This window comes from Pseudomonas sp. S2_C03, from assembly GCF_054668405.1.
The window spans coordinates 299,809-318,598 of sequence record NZ_CP162766.1; the positions used below are offsets into that span (position 1 = coordinate 299,809).

General features: G+C 58.9%; 21 protein-coding genes. 11 read left to right on the forward strand and 10 right to left on the reverse strand.

From position 1 onward, the window contains the following. The first annotated feature begins 400 nt into the window (after positions 1 to 400). Positions 401 to 1,027 (forward strand): response regulator transcription factor, encoded by a 627-nt coding sequence (locus AB4N64_RS01425; protein ID WP_150709826.1) that lies wholly within the window; start codon positions 401 to 403, stop codon positions 1,025 to 1,027. A 77-nt stretch (positions 1,028 to 1,104) separates the two neighbouring features. Here AB4N64_RS01425 and AB4N64_RS01430 read toward each other — a convergent pair whose 3' ends face one another. The 8 genes from AB4N64_RS01430 to metG form a co-directional block, all read right to left on the reverse strand. Further along, positions 1,105 to 1,284, reverse strand: coding sequence for a PA3496 family putative envelope integrity protein (locus tag AB4N64_RS01430; protein WP_460121347.1), 180 nt, complete (start codon positions 1,282 to 1,284; stop codon positions 1,105 to 1,107). 107 nt (positions 1,285 to 1,391) lie between these two features. Beyond that, positions 1,392 to 2,030 (reverse strand): endonuclease III, encoded by a 639-nt coding sequence (gene nth, locus AB4N64_RS01435; RefSeq protein ID WP_460121349.1) that lies wholly within the window; start codon positions 2,028 to 2,030, stop codon positions 1,392 to 1,394. 25 nt (positions 2,031 to 2,055) lie between these two features. After that, a complete protein-coding gene (locus tag AB4N64_RS01440) occupies positions 2,056 to 2,565 on the reverse strand; it encodes an Rnf-Nqr domain containing protein (protein ID WP_460121351.1) in 510 nt (169 codons plus the stop codon). Next, positions 2,558 to 3,169, reverse strand: a complete 612-nt coding sequence (locus AB4N64_RS01445) for an RnfABCDGE type electron transport complex subunit G (protein ID WP_460121353.1) — start codon at positions 3,167 to 3,169, stop codon at positions 2,558 to 2,560. Before AB4N64_RS01445 ends, AB4N64_RS01440 begins: the two co-directional genes overlap by 8 nt. Next, a complete protein-coding gene (locus AB4N64_RS01450; RefSeq protein ID WP_460121355.1) occupies positions 3,166 to 4,149 on the reverse strand; it encodes an RnfABCDGE type electron transport complex subunit D in 984 nt (327 codons plus the stop codon). Before AB4N64_RS01450 ends, AB4N64_RS01445 begins: the two co-directional genes overlap by 4 nt. Beyond that, on the reverse strand, positions 4,136 to 5,350 hold the full coding sequence (gene rsxB / locus AB4N64_RS01455) for an electron transport complex subunit RsxB (protein ID WP_460121357.1): 1,215 nt from the start codon (positions 5,348 to 5,350) through the stop codon (positions 4,136 to 4,138). Before rsxB ends, AB4N64_RS01450 begins: the two co-directional genes overlap by 14 nt. Further along, complete coding sequence (locus tag AB4N64_RS01460) at positions 5,347 to 5,916, reverse strand: Rnf-Nqr domain containing protein (RefSeq protein ID WP_460121359.1); 570 nt, start codon at positions 5,914 to 5,916, stop codon at positions 5,347 to 5,349. The genes rsxB and AB4N64_RS01460 overlap by 4 nt, the downstream gene beginning before the upstream one ends. Positions 5,917 to 6,048: 132 nt before the next feature. Beyond that, on the reverse strand, positions 6,049 to 8,100 hold the full coding sequence (metG, locus tag AB4N64_RS01465) for a methionine--tRNA ligase (protein WP_460121361.1): 2,052 nt from the start codon (positions 8,098 to 8,100) through the stop codon (positions 6,049 to 6,051). Between the two features lie 185 nt (positions 8,101 to 8,285). On the opposite strand from metG, the gene apbC reads away from it, so the two are divergent. Continuing rightward, positions 8,286 to 9,380, forward strand: a complete 1,095-nt coding sequence (gene apbC / locus AB4N64_RS01470; protein WP_460121363.1) for an iron-sulfur cluster carrier protein ApbC — start codon at positions 8,286 to 8,288, stop codon at positions 9,378 to 9,380. A 76-nt stretch (positions 9,381 to 9,456) separates the two neighbouring features. Here apbC and AB4N64_RS01475 read toward each other — a convergent pair whose 3' ends face one another. Beyond that, positions 9,457 to 10,215, reverse strand: a complete 759-nt coding sequence (locus tag AB4N64_RS01475) for an SDR family oxidoreductase (protein ID WP_460121365.1) — start codon at positions 10,213 to 10,215, stop codon at positions 9,457 to 9,459. Between the two features lie 164 nt (positions 10,216 to 10,379). Here AB4N64_RS01475 and AB4N64_RS01480 point away from each other — a divergent pair, with 164 nt between their 5' ends. The 4 genes from AB4N64_RS01480 (at position 10,380) to groL (ending at position 13,892) form a co-directional block, all read left to right on the forward strand. After that, positions 10,380 to 11,111 (forward strand): HugZ family pyridoxamine 5'-phosphate oxidase, encoded by a 732-nt coding sequence (locus tag AB4N64_RS01480; RefSeq protein ID WP_460121367.1) that lies wholly within the window; start codon positions 10,380 to 10,382, stop codon positions 11,109 to 11,111. Between the two features lie 66 nt (positions 11,112 to 11,177). Further along, positions 11,178 to 11,654, forward strand: coding sequence for an FxsA family protein (locus AB4N64_RS01485; RefSeq protein WP_460121369.1), 477 nt, complete (start codon positions 11,178 to 11,180; stop codon positions 11,652 to 11,654). Positions 11,655 to 11,902: 248 nt separating this feature from the next. After that, positions 11,903 to 12,196, forward strand: coding sequence for a co-chaperone GroES (locus AB4N64_RS01490; RefSeq protein ID WP_460121372.1), 294 nt, complete (start codon positions 11,903 to 11,905; stop codon positions 12,194 to 12,196). Positions 12,197 to 12,245: 49 nt separating this feature from the next. Further along, entirely contained in the window at positions 12,246 to 13,892 is a 1,647-nt protein-coding gene (gene groL, locus AB4N64_RS01495) for a chaperonin GroEL (RefSeq protein WP_460121374.1), read from the forward strand. 132 nt (positions 13,893 to 14,024) lie between these two features. On the opposite strand, the gene AB4N64_RS01500 is transcribed toward groL, so the two are convergent. Beyond that, positions 14,025 to 14,768, reverse strand: coding sequence for a phosphatase PAP2 family protein (locus tag AB4N64_RS01500; protein ID WP_460121376.1), 744 nt, complete (start codon positions 14,766 to 14,768; stop codon positions 14,025 to 14,027). A 219-nt stretch (positions 14,769 to 14,987) separates the two neighbouring features. On the opposite strand from AB4N64_RS01500, the gene colR reads away from it, so the two are divergent. The 5 genes from colR to AB4N64_RS01525 all read left to right on the forward strand — a co-directional run bounded on the left by colR (position 14,988) and on the right by AB4N64_RS01525 (position 18,713). Beyond that, positions 14,988 to 15,671, forward strand: a complete 684-nt coding sequence (gene colR / locus AB4N64_RS01505; RefSeq protein WP_460121378.1) for a two-component system response regulator ColR — start codon at positions 14,988 to 14,990, stop codon at positions 15,669 to 15,671. Beyond that, positions 15,661 to 16,944, forward strand: coding sequence for a sensor histidine kinase (locus AB4N64_RS01510; RefSeq protein ID WP_460121380.1), 1,284 nt, complete (start codon positions 15,661 to 15,663; stop codon positions 16,942 to 16,944). The genes colR and AB4N64_RS01510 overlap by 11 nt, the downstream gene beginning before the upstream one ends. Positions 16,945 to 17,096: 152 nt before the next feature. Continuing rightward, the gene (locus AB4N64_RS01515) at positions 17,097 to 17,765 is read left to right on the forward strand and encodes a class I SAM-dependent methyltransferase (protein WP_460121383.1); all 669 of its coding nucleotides are present in this window, start codon (positions 17,097 to 17,099) and stop codon (positions 17,763 to 17,765) included. 4 nt (positions 17,766 to 17,769) lie between these two features. Continuing rightward, the gene (locus AB4N64_RS01520; RefSeq protein WP_460121384.1) at positions 17,770 to 18,483 is read left to right on the forward strand and encodes a lipopolysaccharide kinase InaA family protein; all 714 of its coding nucleotides are present in this window, start codon (positions 17,770 to 17,772) and stop codon (positions 18,481 to 18,483) included. Positions 18,484 to 18,485: 2 nt separating this feature from the next. Beyond that, complete coding sequence (locus AB4N64_RS01525; RefSeq protein WP_460121386.1) at positions 18,486 to 18,713, forward strand: hypothetical protein; 228 nt, start codon at positions 18,486 to 18,488, stop codon at positions 18,711 to 18,713. Positions 18,714 to 18,790 lie beyond the last annotated feature (77 nt).

The following is an 18,790-nucleotide window of genomic DNA, read 5'->3' on the forward strand; positions in this document are numbered from 1 at the left end:
GTTTAGATTGTCCTATAACCCTATTTTAATTCGTCCGTGTTATTGAAAATCATTTGGTAAGCATTCGTGTGGATGAAAAGCGATGCGGTTCACTTCAATTTTCGCTCGCCCGGTGATCATCCAGCTTAGCTCACCGTCAGCGGGTGTTGCAGCACGAAGGGGATTGTGACGGAATTATGTTTTTTATTAGATTGATACATATTTTTCTTAAGGTGGATCGGCGTAAGGCAAGTAAAGTTTGCATCACTCAGTTTTTGCAGATTTCCTGTAAGAAAAATCCATGTTGTTTGTAGGGAATGTCTCTCGCTGCCCGTGGCTGGGGGGGCGGCATGCCATGGGCGAAACGACTAGGCTATTGTGCGGGCTCTAAAAATTCGAACAGCGAAAATTGGACCTGCCCATGAATAAAGTGCTGATCGTGGATGATCACCCCGTCATTCGGCTTGCGGTACGTATGCTAATGGAGCGTCATGGCTATGAAGTCGTTGCCGAAACAGACAATGGCGTGGATGCATTGCAACTGGCGCGTGAACATATGCCGGACATTGTTATTCTGGATATAGGAATACCGAAACTCGATGGACTGGAAGTCATCGCGCGCCTGGTTTCGGCGGCCATGCCAATGAAAGTGTTGATATTGACTTCCCAGGCTCCGGGGCATTTTTCGATGCGTTGCATGCAGTCAGGGGCAGCCGGATATGTTTGCAAACAACAGGACCTCACTGAGTTGCTCAGTGCAATAAAAGCGGTACTGTCGGGCTACAGTTATTTTCCCAACCAGGCGTTGCACACTGTGCGCTCCAGTCTGGGGAACGCCAGTGAAGCCGATATGGTCGATCGTTTGTCTGGTCGAGAAATGATGGTGTTGCAACAATTGGCTCGCGGCAAGACCAATAAGGAAATTGCTGACGGAATGTTTCTCAGCAATAAAACCGTCAGCACTTATAAAACTCGCCTGTTATTGAAACTCAACGCGCGGTCCCTGGTGGACTTGATTGAGCTGGCGCAACGTAATGGACTGGTGTGATTGCGCTCGTGGCGGGGCGAGCGACTCCACTGTGTCACACACAAAGAAAAGCCTCCGTTCAGGGAGGCTTTCAGGTGTTATAGATCAAAATCATAATCGGCCAATTGCTTTTGCAGTCGGCGCTCCTCCAGCAAGTTGTCGATCGTGCGGCGTTTGCTCAGGTTGGTCTTCGCCACTTCCACCACCGGCTCTGCGTCATCGGCTTCAACGGCTGTGAAGTCCTCTTCTACGTCCAATTGCTCTTTACCAGTGCTCATTAGGTTAGCTCCAGGCTAAGACTGCCTTTGGCGCTCCTTATATCGACAAACTCATTCCGGGTAAAAAAGATTTTTTCAATCGATCAATAAGCAAACCTAATAGCAACTCAATCGTCCGACGTCTTGTGCTTGTATTCGCACAGGTCCTCGATGCGGCAGCTGCCACAGCGGGGTTTGCGGGCCAGGCAGACGTAACGCCCGTGAAGGATCAGCCAGTGATGGGAATCGAGCAGATATTCTTTTGGCACAAACTTCATCAGCTTGTTTTCCACCTCGACGACATTCTTGCCGGGCGCAATGCCGGTACGGTTGCTGACGCGAAAAATGTGTGTATCCACGGCCATGGTCAGTTGGCGGAACGCCGTATTGAGTACAACGTTGGCGGTCTTTCGGCCGACGCCGGGCAGTGCTTCCAGTTCTTCGCGAGTCTGCGGGACTTCGCTGCCATGGCGTTCCATCAGCAGTCGGCAGGTCTCGATGACATTTTTTGCCTTGCTGTTGAACAGGCCGATAGTCTTGATGTATTCCGACAGTCCCTCCACCCCCAGCGCATGAATGGCCGCCGGGGTATTGGCCACCGGATACAGCTTGGCCGTTGCCTTGTTCACACCGACATCCGTCGATTGCGCCGAGAGAATGACCGAGATCAGCAATTCGAACGGCGTGGAGTAGGCCAGTTCGGTCTTGGGTTCGGGGTTGTCTTCATGCAGCCTGCGGAAAATTTCCAGACGTTTTGCAGCATTCATGGGCAGTGAGTTTCCTCGAAAATGCTTAGTGTTTGGGGGCGGGACGGGACCACGCCTGCCAGGCAGCGATCAGCAATCCCAGCAGAATGAAGCCACCGGGCACTAGCGCTGCCAGGTGCAGGCCGCTGTAGTCGAGCATCTCGCGCAACACGCTCAGGCCCAGCATCAACGCACCGAACAGGCCGCCCAGGAACAGGCGATCACGCCATGCTTGTTGGAAGAAACCTGTATGGTCCAGAACGACGCATTGCAGGGCGATCAACCCGGCGTAGATGCCGGCGTGTTGATGCCACTGAAGTGACCAGGCCTGCGCCATCGTTTCTGCACAACTGGTCAGGGTGACGGCCAGCACCAGGCTGGCGATCAAGTGGGCCCTCGGTATGAGCCGCGGGCGCAAGGGCGCCATGGCGAAACCATAAGCACTCGCCACCACGATAACCATCAGCCATACGCCCAGCGCGGTCATCCATGACTGGGTCGCCCCGATCAACGGCGCGAGCACCAGCGAGTTCTGGAGTGCCGACGATTTACTCATGCAGGTTCTCCCCGAGCAGCTGTTGCCGGTGTTCATCGAAGTAACGCAAGGCATCGTGGATGGCGTTGAGCACAGCTCTGGAAGTGATGGTCGCGCCTGCGACCTGATCGAACTGACCTTGGTCCTTTTTCAGCGCCCAACGCTTATCGTCGGGGTCGTTCATCGATTTGCCGACAAAGATCGTGAGCCACGCATTGGGCCAATCGGCGATCCGGGCGCCCAGTCCTGGGGTCTCTGATTGCCTCAGTGTCTTGACCCCGAGCAACTTGCCGTTTACGTCGATGGCGATCAACAAATCGATACTGCCCACGTAGCCGACTGCCTGGCTGCGCAGCAACACTGCGCTGGGTTGGCCACTCCTGGTCGCCAAGAAACCACCCTGCAATGTGCTGTCGCCAAGGGTGGCAACGGCCAGGGGCAGAGTGTGTTCAAGCGGGTGATTGTCGTAGCTGTTGGCGGGCAGCAGGTCCAGGAAGTGGCGGCTGTCGTTCTCGCGTTGTTGCTCGGCAATGCGTGATGCGCTGCCCTGTTGGACGAGGTAGGTCGCACCAACACCCAGGCCTGCCAGCAGTGCGACAATCACCACGCTCGACACTCGATTCATGGCGCAACCCGCCGTGACACAGCAAACCGTTCCAGCGCGGGCACGCAGAGGTTCATCAACAGCACCGCGAATGCCACGCCGTCCGGGTATCCACCCCAGGTTCTGATCAGATACGTCAGTAACCCCACACCGGCGCCGAACAACAGGCGGGCGCCCGGACTTTTAGCGCCGGACACCGGCTCCGTGACGATAAAGAATGCCCCGAGCATGCTTGCACCGCTTAGCAGGTGAAACAGTGGCGAGCCATGGGAGTCGGAGCCCGAACCGTTCCAGCACAACAGGCTGATCACAAACAGACTAGCCAGCATGCCGACCGGTGCCTGCCAACTGAACACCCGTCGTTGTAGAAGAAACAGGCCACCGGCCAGAAACGCCAGGTTGATCCACCCCACGCCGCGTGCACCCCAGTGACCGAATGCCGGGCTGCTGGCGTAAAGCTCGTCGATGGTCAGGCTTTTGTTGATGCGCAGAGCGTCCAGCGCCGTGGCCTGAACCCAGGCATCCGGCATGGGGCCAAGGCTGACGCCAAAGACTCGCTGTAAGCCATCGAGCAGGTTGATGCCATGGAACGTCGGCCAATGGCTCATTTGCAGTGGAAATGTCACCAGCACCAGAGCCAAACCGAGCATGGCCGGATTGAAAGGGTTTTTGCCGACGCCGCCATACAATTGCTTGCCGAGCAGCGCGAATGAAACGGCGCAGACGTTCAGCCACCACGGACAATACGGCGGCAAGGCCAGGCCCAGCAGCGTCGCGGTGACGAGGGCACTGCCATCGCTCAAGACAGGCCGTAGTTCCCAGCCGCGCAGTTTCACTATCGCCGCTTCAACGGCCAGTGCAGTCGAGCCTGCCAGTACCAGATTGATCAAGACACCCCAGCCATACCACCAGAACGACGCCAGTATTCCCGGCACGGTGGCCAGCAATACCAGCTTCATTGCCTGCTGAAGGCGATCGTCGACCGGCTCAAGGGGCTGCATGGGCTTGTACCTGGCGTTCGGCTTCCTGCAGGCGAGCTCGTGCCTTGTCCAGCTGCTCGGTGGAAGTGTCGCTGCGTCGCTCAAGTTTGCTGACGTCCGCGCGGGCGTAGGCCAATTCGGTTTTCAGTTGCCGAAGCTGGCTGTCGATGGGGCGCTTTTCGACGCGCACCAGGTCAGGCAAGGGTTGCTCGCTGGCGTCTTCCGTCGCATGCAGGTGTTTTTCGGCATCGGCAAGCGCGCGCTCGAGGGCTTTGATCTGTTCGGACGGTGCCTCACTGGCTTGCGCTTTCTTCAGTTCGGCGCGGCGAGTGGCCAGTTGGATTTTCGCCCGTTTAAGATCGGCGTCCTTGGGTGTGGATACGGATGCTGGCGCGGTTGGCAGGGTGTTTTCCAACTGCAGCAAGGCGTGCTCAGCCGCCTCGAATTGCTGTTGCAGGATGATCAGTTGCGACTGCTGCTCGAATGTCGGTGGATGGCCGAACGCCTTGAGCGATTTGTTGAGCTGCGCACGGCTCATGGCCAGGTCGACTTTGGCTTTCTTCAACGCCGCATCGGCGCTCGCTGCTTTCTGCGCGCGAACCCTTTCCAGCGCGGCCTGAATCGGATCGAGCGCCGGCGCGTCGCTCTGTTGCAGGGCAGCACGATTGGCCCGGGCCTGACGCTCGGCCAGCTTTTGCTCTTCCTCGCGGTGCAACCGGGCGTTGCGCCGTTCGAAGCGCTGACGCGCGTGATTGCGTTTAACGGCACGTGCCTGTTGGGCCAGCAGGCTGGAAGCCAGACCACCGATGATCGGTGTCGTGGTCGCCGGCAGGGGGCGCATTTCAATGCAATCCACCGGGCAGGGCGCCACGCACAGGTCGCAACCGGTGCATTCGTCGACGATGACCGTGTGCATCCATTTTGCCGCGCCGACGATAGCGTCGACCGGGCACGCCTGGATGCATTTGGTGCAGCCGATGCATTCGGCTTCGCGGATATAGGCGACCTGCGCCGGAGCGGCGCCGCGACCCATATCCAGTTCCAGCACCGGGACGTTCAGAAGGTGTGCCAGTGCCGAGATGGTTTCGCTGCCACCGGGCGGGCACTTGTTGATCGGCTCGCCTGCGGCAATGCCCTCGGCGTAGGGTTTGCATCCTGCGTGGCCACACTTGCCGCACTGGGTCTGCGGCAGCAGGGCGTCGATGCGTTGAATCAGACTCATGTTTTGATCAGTCCGGTGAATCCGAGAAAGGCCACTGCGATCAATCCGGCGCCGATCAGGTCGATCGGCAGGCCTCGAAAGGGCAGGGGAACATCATTATCGAGGGTGCGCTGGCGCAAGTCGCAGAAAAGGCTCAGTACCAGCCAGAAACCGAGCCCGGCGCCGATGCTCAATGCCGTGGCGTATAAAAAACCGTGGTCGTGTGCGGTATCGGCCAGGAGCATTCCCAACACGCCGGCATTGCCGAGCAACAGTGGCCACAAACCCTCGAACGCCAGGGTTGAAAACACTTTCGTCAGCCGCTTAAGCAGGGGGGCGATCAACAACACGCTAAGAGGGAGAAACACGAACAGTCGCAGCGAACTCAATCCCAGTGGCACCAGCAGCCAGTAATAGAGCACATGACCGAGCACGCCGACGATCAGCATCAGGCACGTTGTCGCGATACCCAGCGCATGAACCTGATGACGCGCGGTGGTCAACAGCGGATCGACGCCCAACGGCCAATGCAACACGAAGTTGTTGATCAGGGCGGTGCTGATGAGAACAAGAACAAGCTCGGTCATGGTCGTGCCGGAAAAAGAGGGCTTTCAACGCTGGCTCTTATTGAGCTTAGGCATTATCCGGCAAGGGACACCAGATATGAAAATCCCACAGGCGCGCCCGGCACGACTGTGGGATCGGTCCAGCGCAATGATTTACTTGATGCGCTGGCCAGGCTTGGCGCCGCTGTCGGGGCTGAGCAGATAAATTTCTTCACCGCCAGGGCCCGCCGCCATCACCATGCCTTCAGACACGCCGAACTTCATTTTACGAGGCTTGAGGTTGGCGATCATCATGGTCAGGCGGCCGTCGAGCTTGGACGGGTCCGGGTAAGCGCTCTTGATGCCCGAGAATACGTTGCGCTGCTCATCGCCGATGTCGAGGGTCAGGCGCAACAGTTTGTCGGCGCCTTCCACGGCTTCGGCCTTGACGATCAGGGCAACGCGCAGGTCAACCGCGGCAAAGGTGTCGAAGTCGATTTCCGGCGACAGCGGGTCCTTGGCCAGTTCGCCATTGCCGGCCGGTGCCGCTTCGCCCGTGTCGGTCTGGCTGGCTGTCAGGTCTTCTTTCGAGGCGTCGGTCATGGCTTGCACTTTCACTGGATCGATTCGGGTCATCAGCGGCTTGAACTCGTTCAACTGATGGTTGCCGAGCAGGGTCGCGTGGTCGTTCCAGGTCAGAGGCGCGACATTCAGGAATGCCTCGGCATCGGCGGCCAGCAAAGGCAGCACCGGCTTGAGGAAGATCACCAGTTGGCGGAACAGGTTGACGCCAGTGGCGCAGATGGCCTGGACTTCATCCTGCTTGCCTTCCTGTTTGTTCAACGACCACGGAGCCTTGTCGGCGATCCAGGCGTTGGCGCGGTCGGCCAGGGCCATGATTTCGCGCATGGCACGGGCAAAGTCACGCGCCTCGTAGGCGTCGGCGATGCTCGGCGCGGCGGCCAGGAACGCTTCGGTCAGCTCCGGTGCGGCGTTGTTGTCGACCATCAGGCCGGCATTGCCTTTGTGGATGAAACCGGCGCAACGGCTGGCGATGTTGACGACTTTGCCGACCAGGTCGGAGTTGACCTTCTGCACGAAGTCTTCGAGGTTCAGGTCCAGGTCATCGACGCCACGGCTGAGCTTGGCGGCGTAGTAGTAACGTAGGTACTCCGGCGACAGATGGTCGAGATAGGTCCGGGCCTTGATGAAGGTGCCACGGGACTTGGACATTTTCTGGCCGTTGACGGTCAGGTAGCCGTGCACGTTGATGCCGGTCGGCTTGCGGTAGCCCGCGCCTTCGAGCATCGCCGGCCAGAACAGGGCGTGGAAGTTGACGATGTCCTTGCCGATGAAGTGGTAAAGCTCGGCGGTGGAGTCCTTGCCCCAGAACGCGTCGAAGTCCAGCTCCGGTGTGCGGTTGCACAGGTTCTTGAAGCTGGCCATGTAGCCGATCGGCGCGTCCAGCCAGACATAGAAGTACTTGCCTGGCTCGTCCGGGATCTCGAAACCGAAATACGGCGCATCCCGGGAGATGTCCCACTGTTGCAGGCCGGCATCCAGCCACTCGGCGATCTTGTTGGCCACGGCGTCTTGCAGGGTGCCGCTGCGGGTCCAGGTCTGGAGCATGGCCTGGAAGTCCGGCAACTTGAAGAAGAAGTGCTGGGAATCCTTGAGCACCGGAGTGGCACCGGAGATGGCCGACTTCGGATCCTTCAGGTCGGTCGGCGCATAGGTCGCGCCGCATTTTTCACAATTGTCGCCGTACTGGTCTTCGGTGCCACATTTCGGGCAGGTGCCCTTGATGAAGCGGTCGGCCAGGAACATTTTCTTTTCGGGGTCGAAGTATTGCGTGATCGAGCGCGTGGCAATGTGCCCAGCGTCACGCAGTTTCAGGTAGATCTGGCTCGACAGCTCACGGTTTTCTTCGGCGTGAGTGGAGTGGAAATTATCGAAGTCCACCAGGAAGTCGGCAAAGTCGGCGCTGTGTTCGGCCTGGACGTTGGCGATGAGTTGTTCGGGGGTGATGCCTTCCTTCTCTGCGCGCAGCATGATCGCCGAACCGTGGGCGTCGTCGGCGCAGACATAAATGCATTGATTGCCGCGGTGCTTCTGGAAGCGCACCCACATATCTGTCTGGATGTATTCCAGCATATGGCCAAGATGGATCGAACCATTGGCGTAGGGCAGGGCGCTGGTGACGAGGATCTGGCGTGGCTCGGACATGGGGCTCGGCTACTTGATGAAACGGAGGTCGGCCACTATAAAGCGCCGGCGCATATTTTTCACCCCCGGCGCCGGACTCCGGGGACTGGTAGCCGGTGGTTGTCACATTCTGAAAGCGTGCCGCCAGGCCGTCAGAACAGGTAGGATAGCCGCCTGATTTTCCAGTCTTGCTATTGGAGTTGCCCATGAGCGCCGTCAATCGCGCAGCGGTGGAAGCCGTCCTTCGTCAATACACCGACCCTTATCTGAACCAGGACCCGGTCAGCGCCGGGTGCGTGCGAAACATCGACATTCAGGGCGACCGCGTCAGCGTGCAACTGGTGTTGGGCTACGCCGCTGGCCTGTTCAAGAGCGGCTGGTCGCAGATGCTGCAAATGGCAATCGAAGGCCTGGACGGCGTGGCCAGTGCCCGTGTAGAGATCACCAGCCAGATCGCCGCGCACAAGGCCCAGGCGCAGATTCCTGGCCTGGCCAACGTCAAGAATGTGGTCGCCGTGGCGTCCGGCAAGGGCGGCGTCGGCAAGTCCACCACGGCCGCCAACCTCGCGCTGGCCCTGGCCCGTGAAGGGGCCAAGGTGGGGATTCTGGATGCGGACATCTACGGTCCGAGCCAGGGCATCATGTTCGGCATTGCCGAAGGCACGCGCCCCAAGGTCAAGGACCAGAAATGGTTCGTGCCCATCGAGTCCCATGGCGTTGAAGTGATGTCCATGGCCTTCCTGACCGATGACAACACGCCCATGGTCTGGCGCGGCCCCATGGTCTCCGGCGCGCTGTTGCAATTGGTGACGCAGACCGCCTGGGGCGATCTGGATTATCTGGTCATCGACATGCCGCCAGGCACCGGTGACATTCAGTTGACCCTGGCGCAAAAAGTCCCGGTGGCTGGCGCCGTGATCGTCACCACCCCGCAGGACCTGGCGTTGCTGGACGCCCGCAAGGGCGTGGAGATGTTCCGCAAGGTCAACATTCCGGTGCTGGGCGTGGTGGAAAACATGGCCGTGCACATCTGCTCCAACTGCGGGCATGCCGAGCACCTGTTCGGTGAAGGCGGCGGGGTGAAGCTGGCCGAACAATACGGGGTCGAACTGCTGGCGTCGTTGCCGCTGTCGATGGTCATCCGCGAGCAGGCCGACGGCGGCAAGCCGACCGTGATCGCCGAGCCGGACAGCCAGATTGCGATGGTGTACCAGGAACTGGCCCGCCACGTCGGCGCGCGGATTGTGTTGCAGGAGGCTGCAACGCCGGCGATGCCGAACATCAGCATCAGCGACGATTGATTCGAACGCGGTCCAAAAGTGGGAGCGGCGGTGCGACGATTCGACTTGCTCGCTCCCACACTTGTTTGTGGTGGGCTTAAATACGCAACCCGCCATCCATCTCCAGAATCCGCCCGGTGTAGTAGTCGTTCTCGAAGATGTACGCCGCCGAATGGGCGATTTCTTCCGGCTTGCCCATGCGCTTGAGGGGAATCCCGGCGGTCATCTTCTCCAGCGCTTCGGGGCGCATGCCCAAGGTCATCTCGGTTTCGATGAAGCCCGGTGCAATGCCGGCCACACGAATGTTGTAGCGCGCCAGTTCCTTGGCCCAGGTCACGGTCGCCGCGGCGACACCTGCCTTGGCGGCGGAGTAGTTGGTCTGGCCGATGTTGCCCGCGCGGGAAATCGACGAAATGTTGATGATCGCGCCGCTGTTGTTCAGCTCGACCATTTTCGCCGCGACTTCACGGGTGCAAAGGAACACGCCGGTCAGGTTGACGTCGATGACGGCCTGCCATTGGGCGAGGCTCATTTTGGTCATCTCGCCATCCTTGACCTTGAGCAGGAGGCCGTCGCGCAGGATCCCGGCGTTGTTGATCAGGCCGTAGATCGCGCCGAAGTCCTCGGCCACCTGGGCGACCATGTGCGTCACCTGCTCTTCGTTGGCGACATTGCACAGGTAGGCGCGGGCCTCGACGCCCTTGGCCTTGCACACAGCCACCGCATCGTCGAGCTTTTCCTGGTTCAGGTCGACCAGCGCCAGCCGGGCGCCCTTGTCGGCGAAATACTCGGCCATGGAGCGGCCCAAACCCTGGCAACCGCCAGTGATAATGATTACTTTGTCTTTAAGTTGCATGAGTATGCCCCGGTAGCAGATGGAGTGGTCTTACTGTTCGTGAGCCTCCTCTCTCTGCGCCCGACGTCGCCTGGCTGCACATGAGAATTGCCCCGATGGCGGGCTGAAACTTTCTTCAGTCGCCTGTCCGTTTTTTCGACGGATTCTTAGTTAGGAGTCATAAATTGAGCGTTGAAGCGGCCAAGAATGCCCGAGAATTACTTCTCAAGGAATACCGTGGGGTGCTTTCCACCCACTCCAAGGCCATGCCCGGTTTCCCGTTCGGCTCCGTGGTGCCTTATTGCCTGGACGAGCAGGGCCGCCCGCTGATTCTGATCAGCCGCATCGCCCAGCACACGCATAACCTGCAGAAAGACCCGAAATGCTCGCTATTCGTCGGCGAGCGCGGTGCCGAAGATGTACAGGCGGTCGGGCGCCTGACCTATCTCGCCGAGGCGCAGCAATTGCACGAGGTCGCGCAGATCGACGCCGCTGCCGAGCGTTACTACCGCTATTTCCCGGATTCACAGAACTACCACAAGGCCCATGACTTCGATTTCTGGGTGCTCAAGCCTGTACGCCATCGCTACATCGGCGGTTTCGGCGCGATTCACTGGGTCGACCAGTTGACCCTGGCCAACCCCTTCGCCGGCAAGGCGGAAATCAGCATGGTCGAGCACATGAACGCCGATCACGCCAAGGCCATCGCCCATTACGTCGAACTCGCCGGCTTGCCGAAGAGCGAGCCGGCACAACTGGCCGGGATCGACACCGAAGGCATGCACTTGCGCATCGGGCAGGGGCTCTTCTGGTTGCCGTTTCAATCGCCATGTAACACGCCGACACAAGTGCGCGAGGCCTTGGTTTTCCTGGCTCACGCCGAGCGATGGCCGAAAAATACAGAGGCCAGTGCTTGAATTCACGAACCCGCGACGTCATCTAAGGAACACTGGCAAGGCATTCTTGCGTTGAGGAACCATTTGATGCGCCCTTTTTTGCTGCTCTTTGTACTGTTTCCGGTGTTGGAGCTGTTCGTATTCGTCAAGGTCAGCGGAGCGATAGGCTTCTTCCCCGCCCTGCTGCTGGTCATTCTCGGCTCGATGTTCGGCGTGTTCGTGTTGCGCATCGCCGGGCTGGCCACTGCGCTGCGTGCGCGTGAAAGCCTGAATCGTGGCGAAATGCCAGCGCAGACCATGCTCGAAGGCCTGATGCTGGCTCTGGCGGGTGGTCTGTTGATCCTGCCGGGCTTCGTCACGGATGTGCTTGGCCTGATACTGCTGCTGCCGTTCTCCCGTCGACTGCTGGCCAATAAAATGCGCCAGCGTGCCGAAGAGGCCGCGATGCGTCAGCGAGCTTTCGCCGACGACCTTCAGCCACGTGGCGGTCCCGCGCCGCGCGAACCATTGGGCCGTGAGCCCGACGTGATCGAAGGCGAGTTCGAACACCGCGACAACAAGTAAAGTCGTTTCACCTGCACGGCACCCTCGGGTGCCGTGTTCGTTTTCGGCAGATCGATTAAAAAATTTCGTGCTCCGCCCTTGTAATAAGCTTATGCGCCCCTATGTAACGGTCACCGCAAGGTTTCTGGCGATCACGCCAGACAGACTTCAGCGGTTCGCTTGTCGAGCCGCACCCGGCACCGCCGGACTTTGTTAAACCCGCCGGGATTACACCGGCCGATGAAAACCACAATTAGGAGAGATCGACAATGAAGCTTCGTCCTCTGCATGACCGCGTCGTTATTCGTCGCAGCGAAGAGCTGAAAACCACCGCTGGCGGTATCGTCCTGCCAGGTTCGGCTTCCGAAAAAGCCAACAACGGCGAAATCCTCGCTGTAGGCACCGGCCGCGTACTGGACAACGGTGAAGTGCGTGCACTGTCCGTAAAAGTGGGCGACAAGGTTGTGTTCGGTCCTTACTCCGGCAGCAACACTGTGAAAGTCGACGGCGAAGACCTGCTGGTAATGGCTGAGAACGAGATTCTCGCTGTTATCGAAGGCTGATTCCCCGCTCATTTTCCCGTTACTACAAAGTATTTAAGGAATATCGATCATGGCTGCTAAAGACGTTAAATTCGGCGATTCCGCCCGCAAGAAAATGCTTACCGGTGTCAACGTCCTGGCTGACGCGGTAAAAGCGACCCTGGGCCCGAAAGGCCGTAACGTGATCATCGAGAAGAGCTTCGGCGCTCCGACCATCACCAAGGACGGCGTTTCCGTAGCCAAGGAAATCGAGCTGGACGACCGTTTTGAAAACATGGGCGCGCAGCTGGTCAAAGACGTTGCCTCCCGTGCCAACGATGACGCCGGCGACGGCACCACCACCGCTACCGTTCTGGCTCAAGCCATCGTCAACGAAGGCCTGAAAGCCGTCGCTGCCGGCATGAACCCGATGGACCTCAAGCGCGGTATCGACAAAGCGGCCATCGCGGTCGTCAAAGAGCTCAAGGCTCTGTCCAAGCCATGCGCTGACACCAAGGCTATCGCTCAGGTGGGCACCATCTCCGCCAACTCCGACAACTCCATCGGCGACATCATTGCCGAAGCCATGGAAAAAGTCGGTAAAGAAGGCGTGATCACCGTTGAAGAAGGCTCGGGCCTGGAAAACGAACTGTCGGTTGTAGAAGGCATGCAGTTCGACCGTGGCTACCTGTCCCCGTACTTCGTCAACAAGCCGGACACCATGGTTGCCGAGCTCGACGGCCCGCTGATCCTGCTGGTCGACAAAAAGATCTCGAACATCCGCGAAATGCTGCCAGTGCTGGAAGCCGTTGCCAAAGCCGGTCGTCCACTGCTGATCATTGCCGAAGACGTTGAAGGCGAAGCCCTGGCGACTCTGGTTGTGAACAACATGCGTGGCATCGTCAAAGTTGCTGCCGTCAAGGCACCAGGCTTCGGCGACCGTCGCAAGGCCATGCTGCAGGACATCGCCGTCCTGACCGGCGGCACCGTGATCTCCGAAGAGATCGGCCTGAGCCTGGAAAGCACCACCCTGGAGCATCTGGGCAACGCCAAGCGCGTAACCCTGTCCAAGGAAAACACCATCATCGTTGACGGTGCTGGCGTTCAGGGCGACATCGAAGGCCGTATCGCTCAGATCCGTGCCCAGGTTGCCGAAACTTCCTCGGACTACGACCGTGAAAAACTGCAAGAGCGTCTGGCCAAGCTGTCCGGCGGCGTTGCAGTGATCAAGGTTGGCGCTGGTTCCGAAGTTGAAATGAAAGAGAAGAAAGCCCGCGTTGAAGACGCCCTGCACGCTACCCGTGCAGCCGTTGAAGAAGGCGTGGTACCTGGCGGTGGTGTAGCGCTGATCCGTTCGCTGCAAGCCATTTCCGAACTGAAAGGCGACAACGCTGATCAGGACGTGGGTATCTCGGTTCTCAAGCGTGCCATCGAAGCTCCGCTGCGTCAGATCGCCGCCAACAGCGGTGACGAGCCAAGCGTTGTGGTCAACGAAGTCAAGAACGGCAAGGGTAACTACGGTTACAACGCTGCGAGTGGCGAATACGGCGACATGATCGAAATGGGCATCCTGGACCCAACCAAGGTGACCCGTTCGGCTCTGCAATCGGCCAGCTCCATTGCCGGTCTGCTGCTGACCACCGAAGTGGCGATCGCTGATGCACCGAAGAAAGACGCTCCAGTTGGCGGCGGCATGCCAGACATGGGCGGTATGGGCGGCATGGGCGGCATGATGTAAGCCAGCCTTACCCCTGTAACGAAAAACCCCGCCGGCGAAAGCCGGCGGGGTTTTTTATTGCCTGTCATTTTCGACCTACACCAAACCCTGTAGGAGCGAGCATGCTCGCTCCGACAGGGGGCAGGGGTAGTGTCAGGCGCTGGCCGGTTGTGCCTTGCTCACGCGCTCATCTTTTCCGGCCGGCCGATACAGGATCCAGTAATACGATCCCAAACAAATCAGCCAGCAGAAAATGGCCGTCCATACGTTGTGCGAGAAAAAGTGCGCCCCCTGCAACATCCGTCCCACGGAAAACACCGTGCCCAGGGCGAAGGCAAAGACAAACGCGGCGCGCGCCAGTCGTGGCCGCCGATCACGCAGCACAAAAAACAGTGCGAACAGGGTGAAACCGGTCGCGGCGTGTCCCCCGGGCCAGCAGCGGCCGGGTTTGTTGGTGGGCGGGCGAGGGCTGAGCAGTTTGCTGTAGGTCTCGTGGCCGCCGAATTGCTCCAGGCTCCATGGACACTGCACTGCCGTCACCGCCTTGACCGGCGTGACGAAGGAGGTTGCCAGCCCCAGGGACAGCACCAGGCAACCGAGTTCGCGTTTGAACGGTTTAAGCCGGTGGATGAAAAACGCCCCGATGAAGCCGAGTATGGCGAACACTGAAAACGCGATAACCATTTGCTTGGCGCGGTCATGCAGGATGTCTTCAAGGAAGTAACTGTGGCGCCCGATGAAATCTTGCGCCACCGGGTCATAGAACAGCGTGGCCAAGTCCATGTCCAGCGATGTCAGTTCGAGCAGCATCAAAACAATTGCCGCAATGGCGGGAACACCCAGGTACAAACGCCAATTGAGCGCGCGCGATGCCGGGCGGACGGTGGTGGAAACCATGGCAGTTCCTTGATCGGTTAAAAATACTTGAAAGTGCAGCCGCGCGGAGTGTGGGCAGAGGGGTGTCGTCTGTTTGTGAATCGAGGGTGAAAAAGTCGTTAAGCACTTGCAGGCTTGAAAAGCCGCAAATACAACTGCAAGAGATTCTGGTCCTGAGCCACACTTGGCCTTAAGCTGCGCGAGCCAAGACGGCCGTTACCGTGTACGCAGGAGGTGCCCATGCGAATTCTATTGGTTGAAGACAACCGCGATATCCTGGCCAATCTGGCCGATTACCTGGGGCTCAAAGGCTATACCGTCGATTGCGCTCAGGACGGTTTGTCGGGCCTTCACCTGGCAGCCACCGAGCATTACGACCTGATCGTGCTCGACATCATGCTGCCCGGGATCGACGGCTACACCCTGTGCAAACGCCTGCGGGAGGATGCCCGCCGCGATACGCCAGTGATCATGCTCACCGCCCGTGATCAGTTGGACGACCGTCTGCAGGGCTTCAAGTCCGGCGCCGATGACTATCTGATCAAGCCTTTCGCCCTGTCTGAGCTGGCCGCGCGGATCGAAGCCGTCATGCGTCGCACGCAGGGCGGCGGCCGTCGCGCCCTGGAGGTTGGTGACCTCAGCTATGACCTCGACACGCTGGAGGTCACCCGCGAAGGTCGCTTGCTGAAGCTGAACCCGGTTGGCCTCAAGTTGCTGGCCGTGCTGATGCAGAAAAGCCCCCATGTGCTGCGTCGGGAAATTCTCGAAGAGGCCCTGTGGGGGGATGATTGCCCGGACAGTGACAGTCTGCGCAGTCACGTCCATCAATTGCGTCAGGTGATTGACAAGCCATTTGCCAAACCGCTTCTGCACACCGTGCATGGTGTGGGATATCGCTTGGCCGAGGGCCGTGATGGAGTTTAAGCAAAGCCTTGCCCAGCGGATCATCATTGCCTTTGCGCTGATGAGCGCGCTGGTCGCCGGGGCCTTCGCCATGGGCATTGTCGCGACCGTGCACCTGGTGGAAGAAAAACTGATTTCGGCAGGACTGGGCGGTGACTTGCAACGTCTGTTGTTGATGGACAGCGTTTCGGACTGGAGCCATCGCCCGGAACCGGACCAGTTGTTCTATTTCAGCGGCGGACCGGGAGACTTCGAGCTGCCCAAGGACCTGCGCCATCTCGATCCAGGGTTTCATGAGGTGTTTCGCGAGCAATTGTCGTATCACGCCATGGTCGAGGTGGTCGATGGCCGGCGTTACGTTTTGCTCCAGGATCAGAGTGATTTCGAGGAACGCGAGCGCGTGCTGTTCGCGGTCGTGTTGGTCGGTTTTGTACTGAGTCTGGCGCTGGCCGTGTTCCTTGGCTGGATACTGGCGCGCAAGGTGATGGCCCCCGTGGTACGCCTGGCGCGCCAGGTACGCCACCGTGATCAGTTGTTGGGCCTGGCGCCTCCGCTGGCGCCGGACTACGCCGCCGACGAAGTGGGGGAGCTTGCCGTGGCGTTCGACGTCACGCTGGGTCGCTTGCGCCAGGCATTGACCCGCGAGCGCTTGTTTACCAGTGATGTCAGCCATGAATTGCGCACGCCACTGATGGTGCTGGCCACGTCCTGTGAATTGCTGTTGGAAAACCCCGGCATCGACCAGCGTGGTCGGGCGCAGGTCGAGCGTATCGCCCGTGCCAGTGAGGAGATGCGCGAACTGGTGCAAACCTTCCTGATGCTGGCCAGGGCCCAGCGTGAAGATGCCAGCATGTCGCCGCAACAGACGGTTGACCAGGTTGCCGACGACCTGCTCGGCCTCTGGCGCGAGCCGATCGAGAACAAGGGATTATCGTTGATCGTCGAGCCTGGGAATCCCACCAGCACCCGCTACAACTCCACGTTGCTGCACGCGGTAATGGGCAACTTGTTGCGCAATGCGTTGCATTACACCGAACGAGGTTTCATCCGCTTGACCTTGACGGCGACCGGGTTCCGGGTGGAGGACAGTGGCGTGGGAATTCCCGAGGAGAAACGCCAGGCGATGTTCGAACCCTTCGTGCGAGGTGACGAAAAGCGTGGAGACGGGTTGGGTCTGGGGCTCTCGCTGGTGCAACGCATCTGCGAAAACCAGGGATGGAGCGTGAACCTGACGCACATGGAGCCCAATGGCTGCCGTTTTGAAGTTGAACTGGGCGCTCGTCCCGCCGGTTGAATCCGTGTTCGCCATCGCCCGTCCAGACGAATCATGTAAAACCTTGTAATGCTTTGAGGTTTTACATGACATTTTTTTCACAAACGCATGACCTGCCGCTGACACGTCGCTCCTTAACGTGATTGTCATCAGACGATCAGGAGTGCTTGGTGATGGCCGGCCCGATTAAACTCGATTTTTCCGAAAAGTACGACGACACACACGCCGAAAAATATTTGCGCAAACACAAGAACGGTTTTTCGCGCCGATTGTCTCACTGGCGTGACGAGCAGTTGGCGCGCAAAGCATTGACCCTGGCCGGTGAACCCGGACTGGTACTGGATTTGCCTTGTGGTGCCGGGCGTTTTTGGCCATTGCTGGCGGAAAAACACAATCGCGTGATCATTGGCGCGGACAACTCCGAGTCAATGATCAAGGTCGCAATGGCTGCGCAACCTGCCGAAGTCGTGAAACGGGTACAACCTTTGCACACTTCTGCGTTCGACATCGCCTTGCCTGATAACGCCGTCGACAGCATTTTTTGCATGCGCCTGCTGCACCACATTGGTGAAGCCGAGCATCGACTGGCGATTCTACGTGAATTCGAACGCGTCACCCGCGACAGCGTCGTCCTTTCTCTCTGGGTCGACGGCAATTTCAAGGCGTGGAAGCGTCAGCGTTCAGAGCTTAAACGTGGGCAGGAAGGTTACCAAAACCGATTTGTGTTACCGGTAGCTACGGTCGAAAAGGAATTCGAACAAGCGGGTTTTCGAATTCAGGAACGACTGGACTTTCTACCGTTCTTCGCCATGTGGCGAGTTTATGTATTACGCAAGAGGTAACTCAATGGCAGCGCAGTGTGCGGCGGAAACGAACAATACTCTGGAAGATCGTTTCGACTTCTACTGGAATCAACGCGGCGAATGGGTCGAAGAACCAAACGTTCGTCGCGGTGGCGAAAGTGGCGTCCAGCGTGTCAAGGGTGACGATGGTCAGTTGCTCTACGCCAAGCGTCAGACCGGGCACATTTACCGCAGTTGGCTGCACCCGTTCGGTCGCCCGACGGTGTTGCGTGAACGTGATGCGCTGATCGGTGTACAGCGTTTAGGTGTGCGAGCGCCTGAGATCGTCTTCTGCGGCGCGCAACGCGACCCCGCCCACCAATGGCGCGCCTTGCTGGTGACCAAGTCACTGGATGGGTTTGAGGAAATTGCCCATTGGTACGCCGGCGGAGGGCGCGAGCACTTCAGCGAGGCCGTGCAGGACCGTGTACTGAAGAGTGTCGCCGAGAACCTGGCGTTGATGCACTTGGGGCGTTGGCAGCACAGTTGCCTCTACATGAAGCACGTCTTTGTCCGGGTCACCGGCGAAGGCGAGTCCGCCAAGGTGGAATCCGCCGTGATCGATCTGGAGAAATGCCGGCAGCGCTTGACCGCCTATCGCGCCGCTTCCCATGACCTGAAACAACTGCGCCGCCATTCGTCGTTCAGCGACACGGAGTGGAAAAAACTCGTCTATTTTTATGAGACAGCGTTTGGCAGCGCTATCAAGGGTTTATAGCGATGAAACTAGAAATTGCACGAGGTTTGTTCCTGGTAGGAGCCTTGGCAGTTGCTTCATTGGCGGTAGCGGCTTGGGAGCAGCCGCGCACACAGGTTCTCGGTTCAGCGAACGGGGACGCTCGTTGCCCCATGCCGCGGGTTGCCAAGGTGTCGGCCACAACACAACCCGATCATGACTTGTTGCTGTTCATGTTCGGTCTTTCTCAAGGACTGAGGCCGCAAAGTTGACCCATTCAAACCCCCGGAAAAGGCCTCGCCAGATGCGAGGCCTTTTTTTTGCCCCTGTCCCTGTAGGAGCAAGCTCG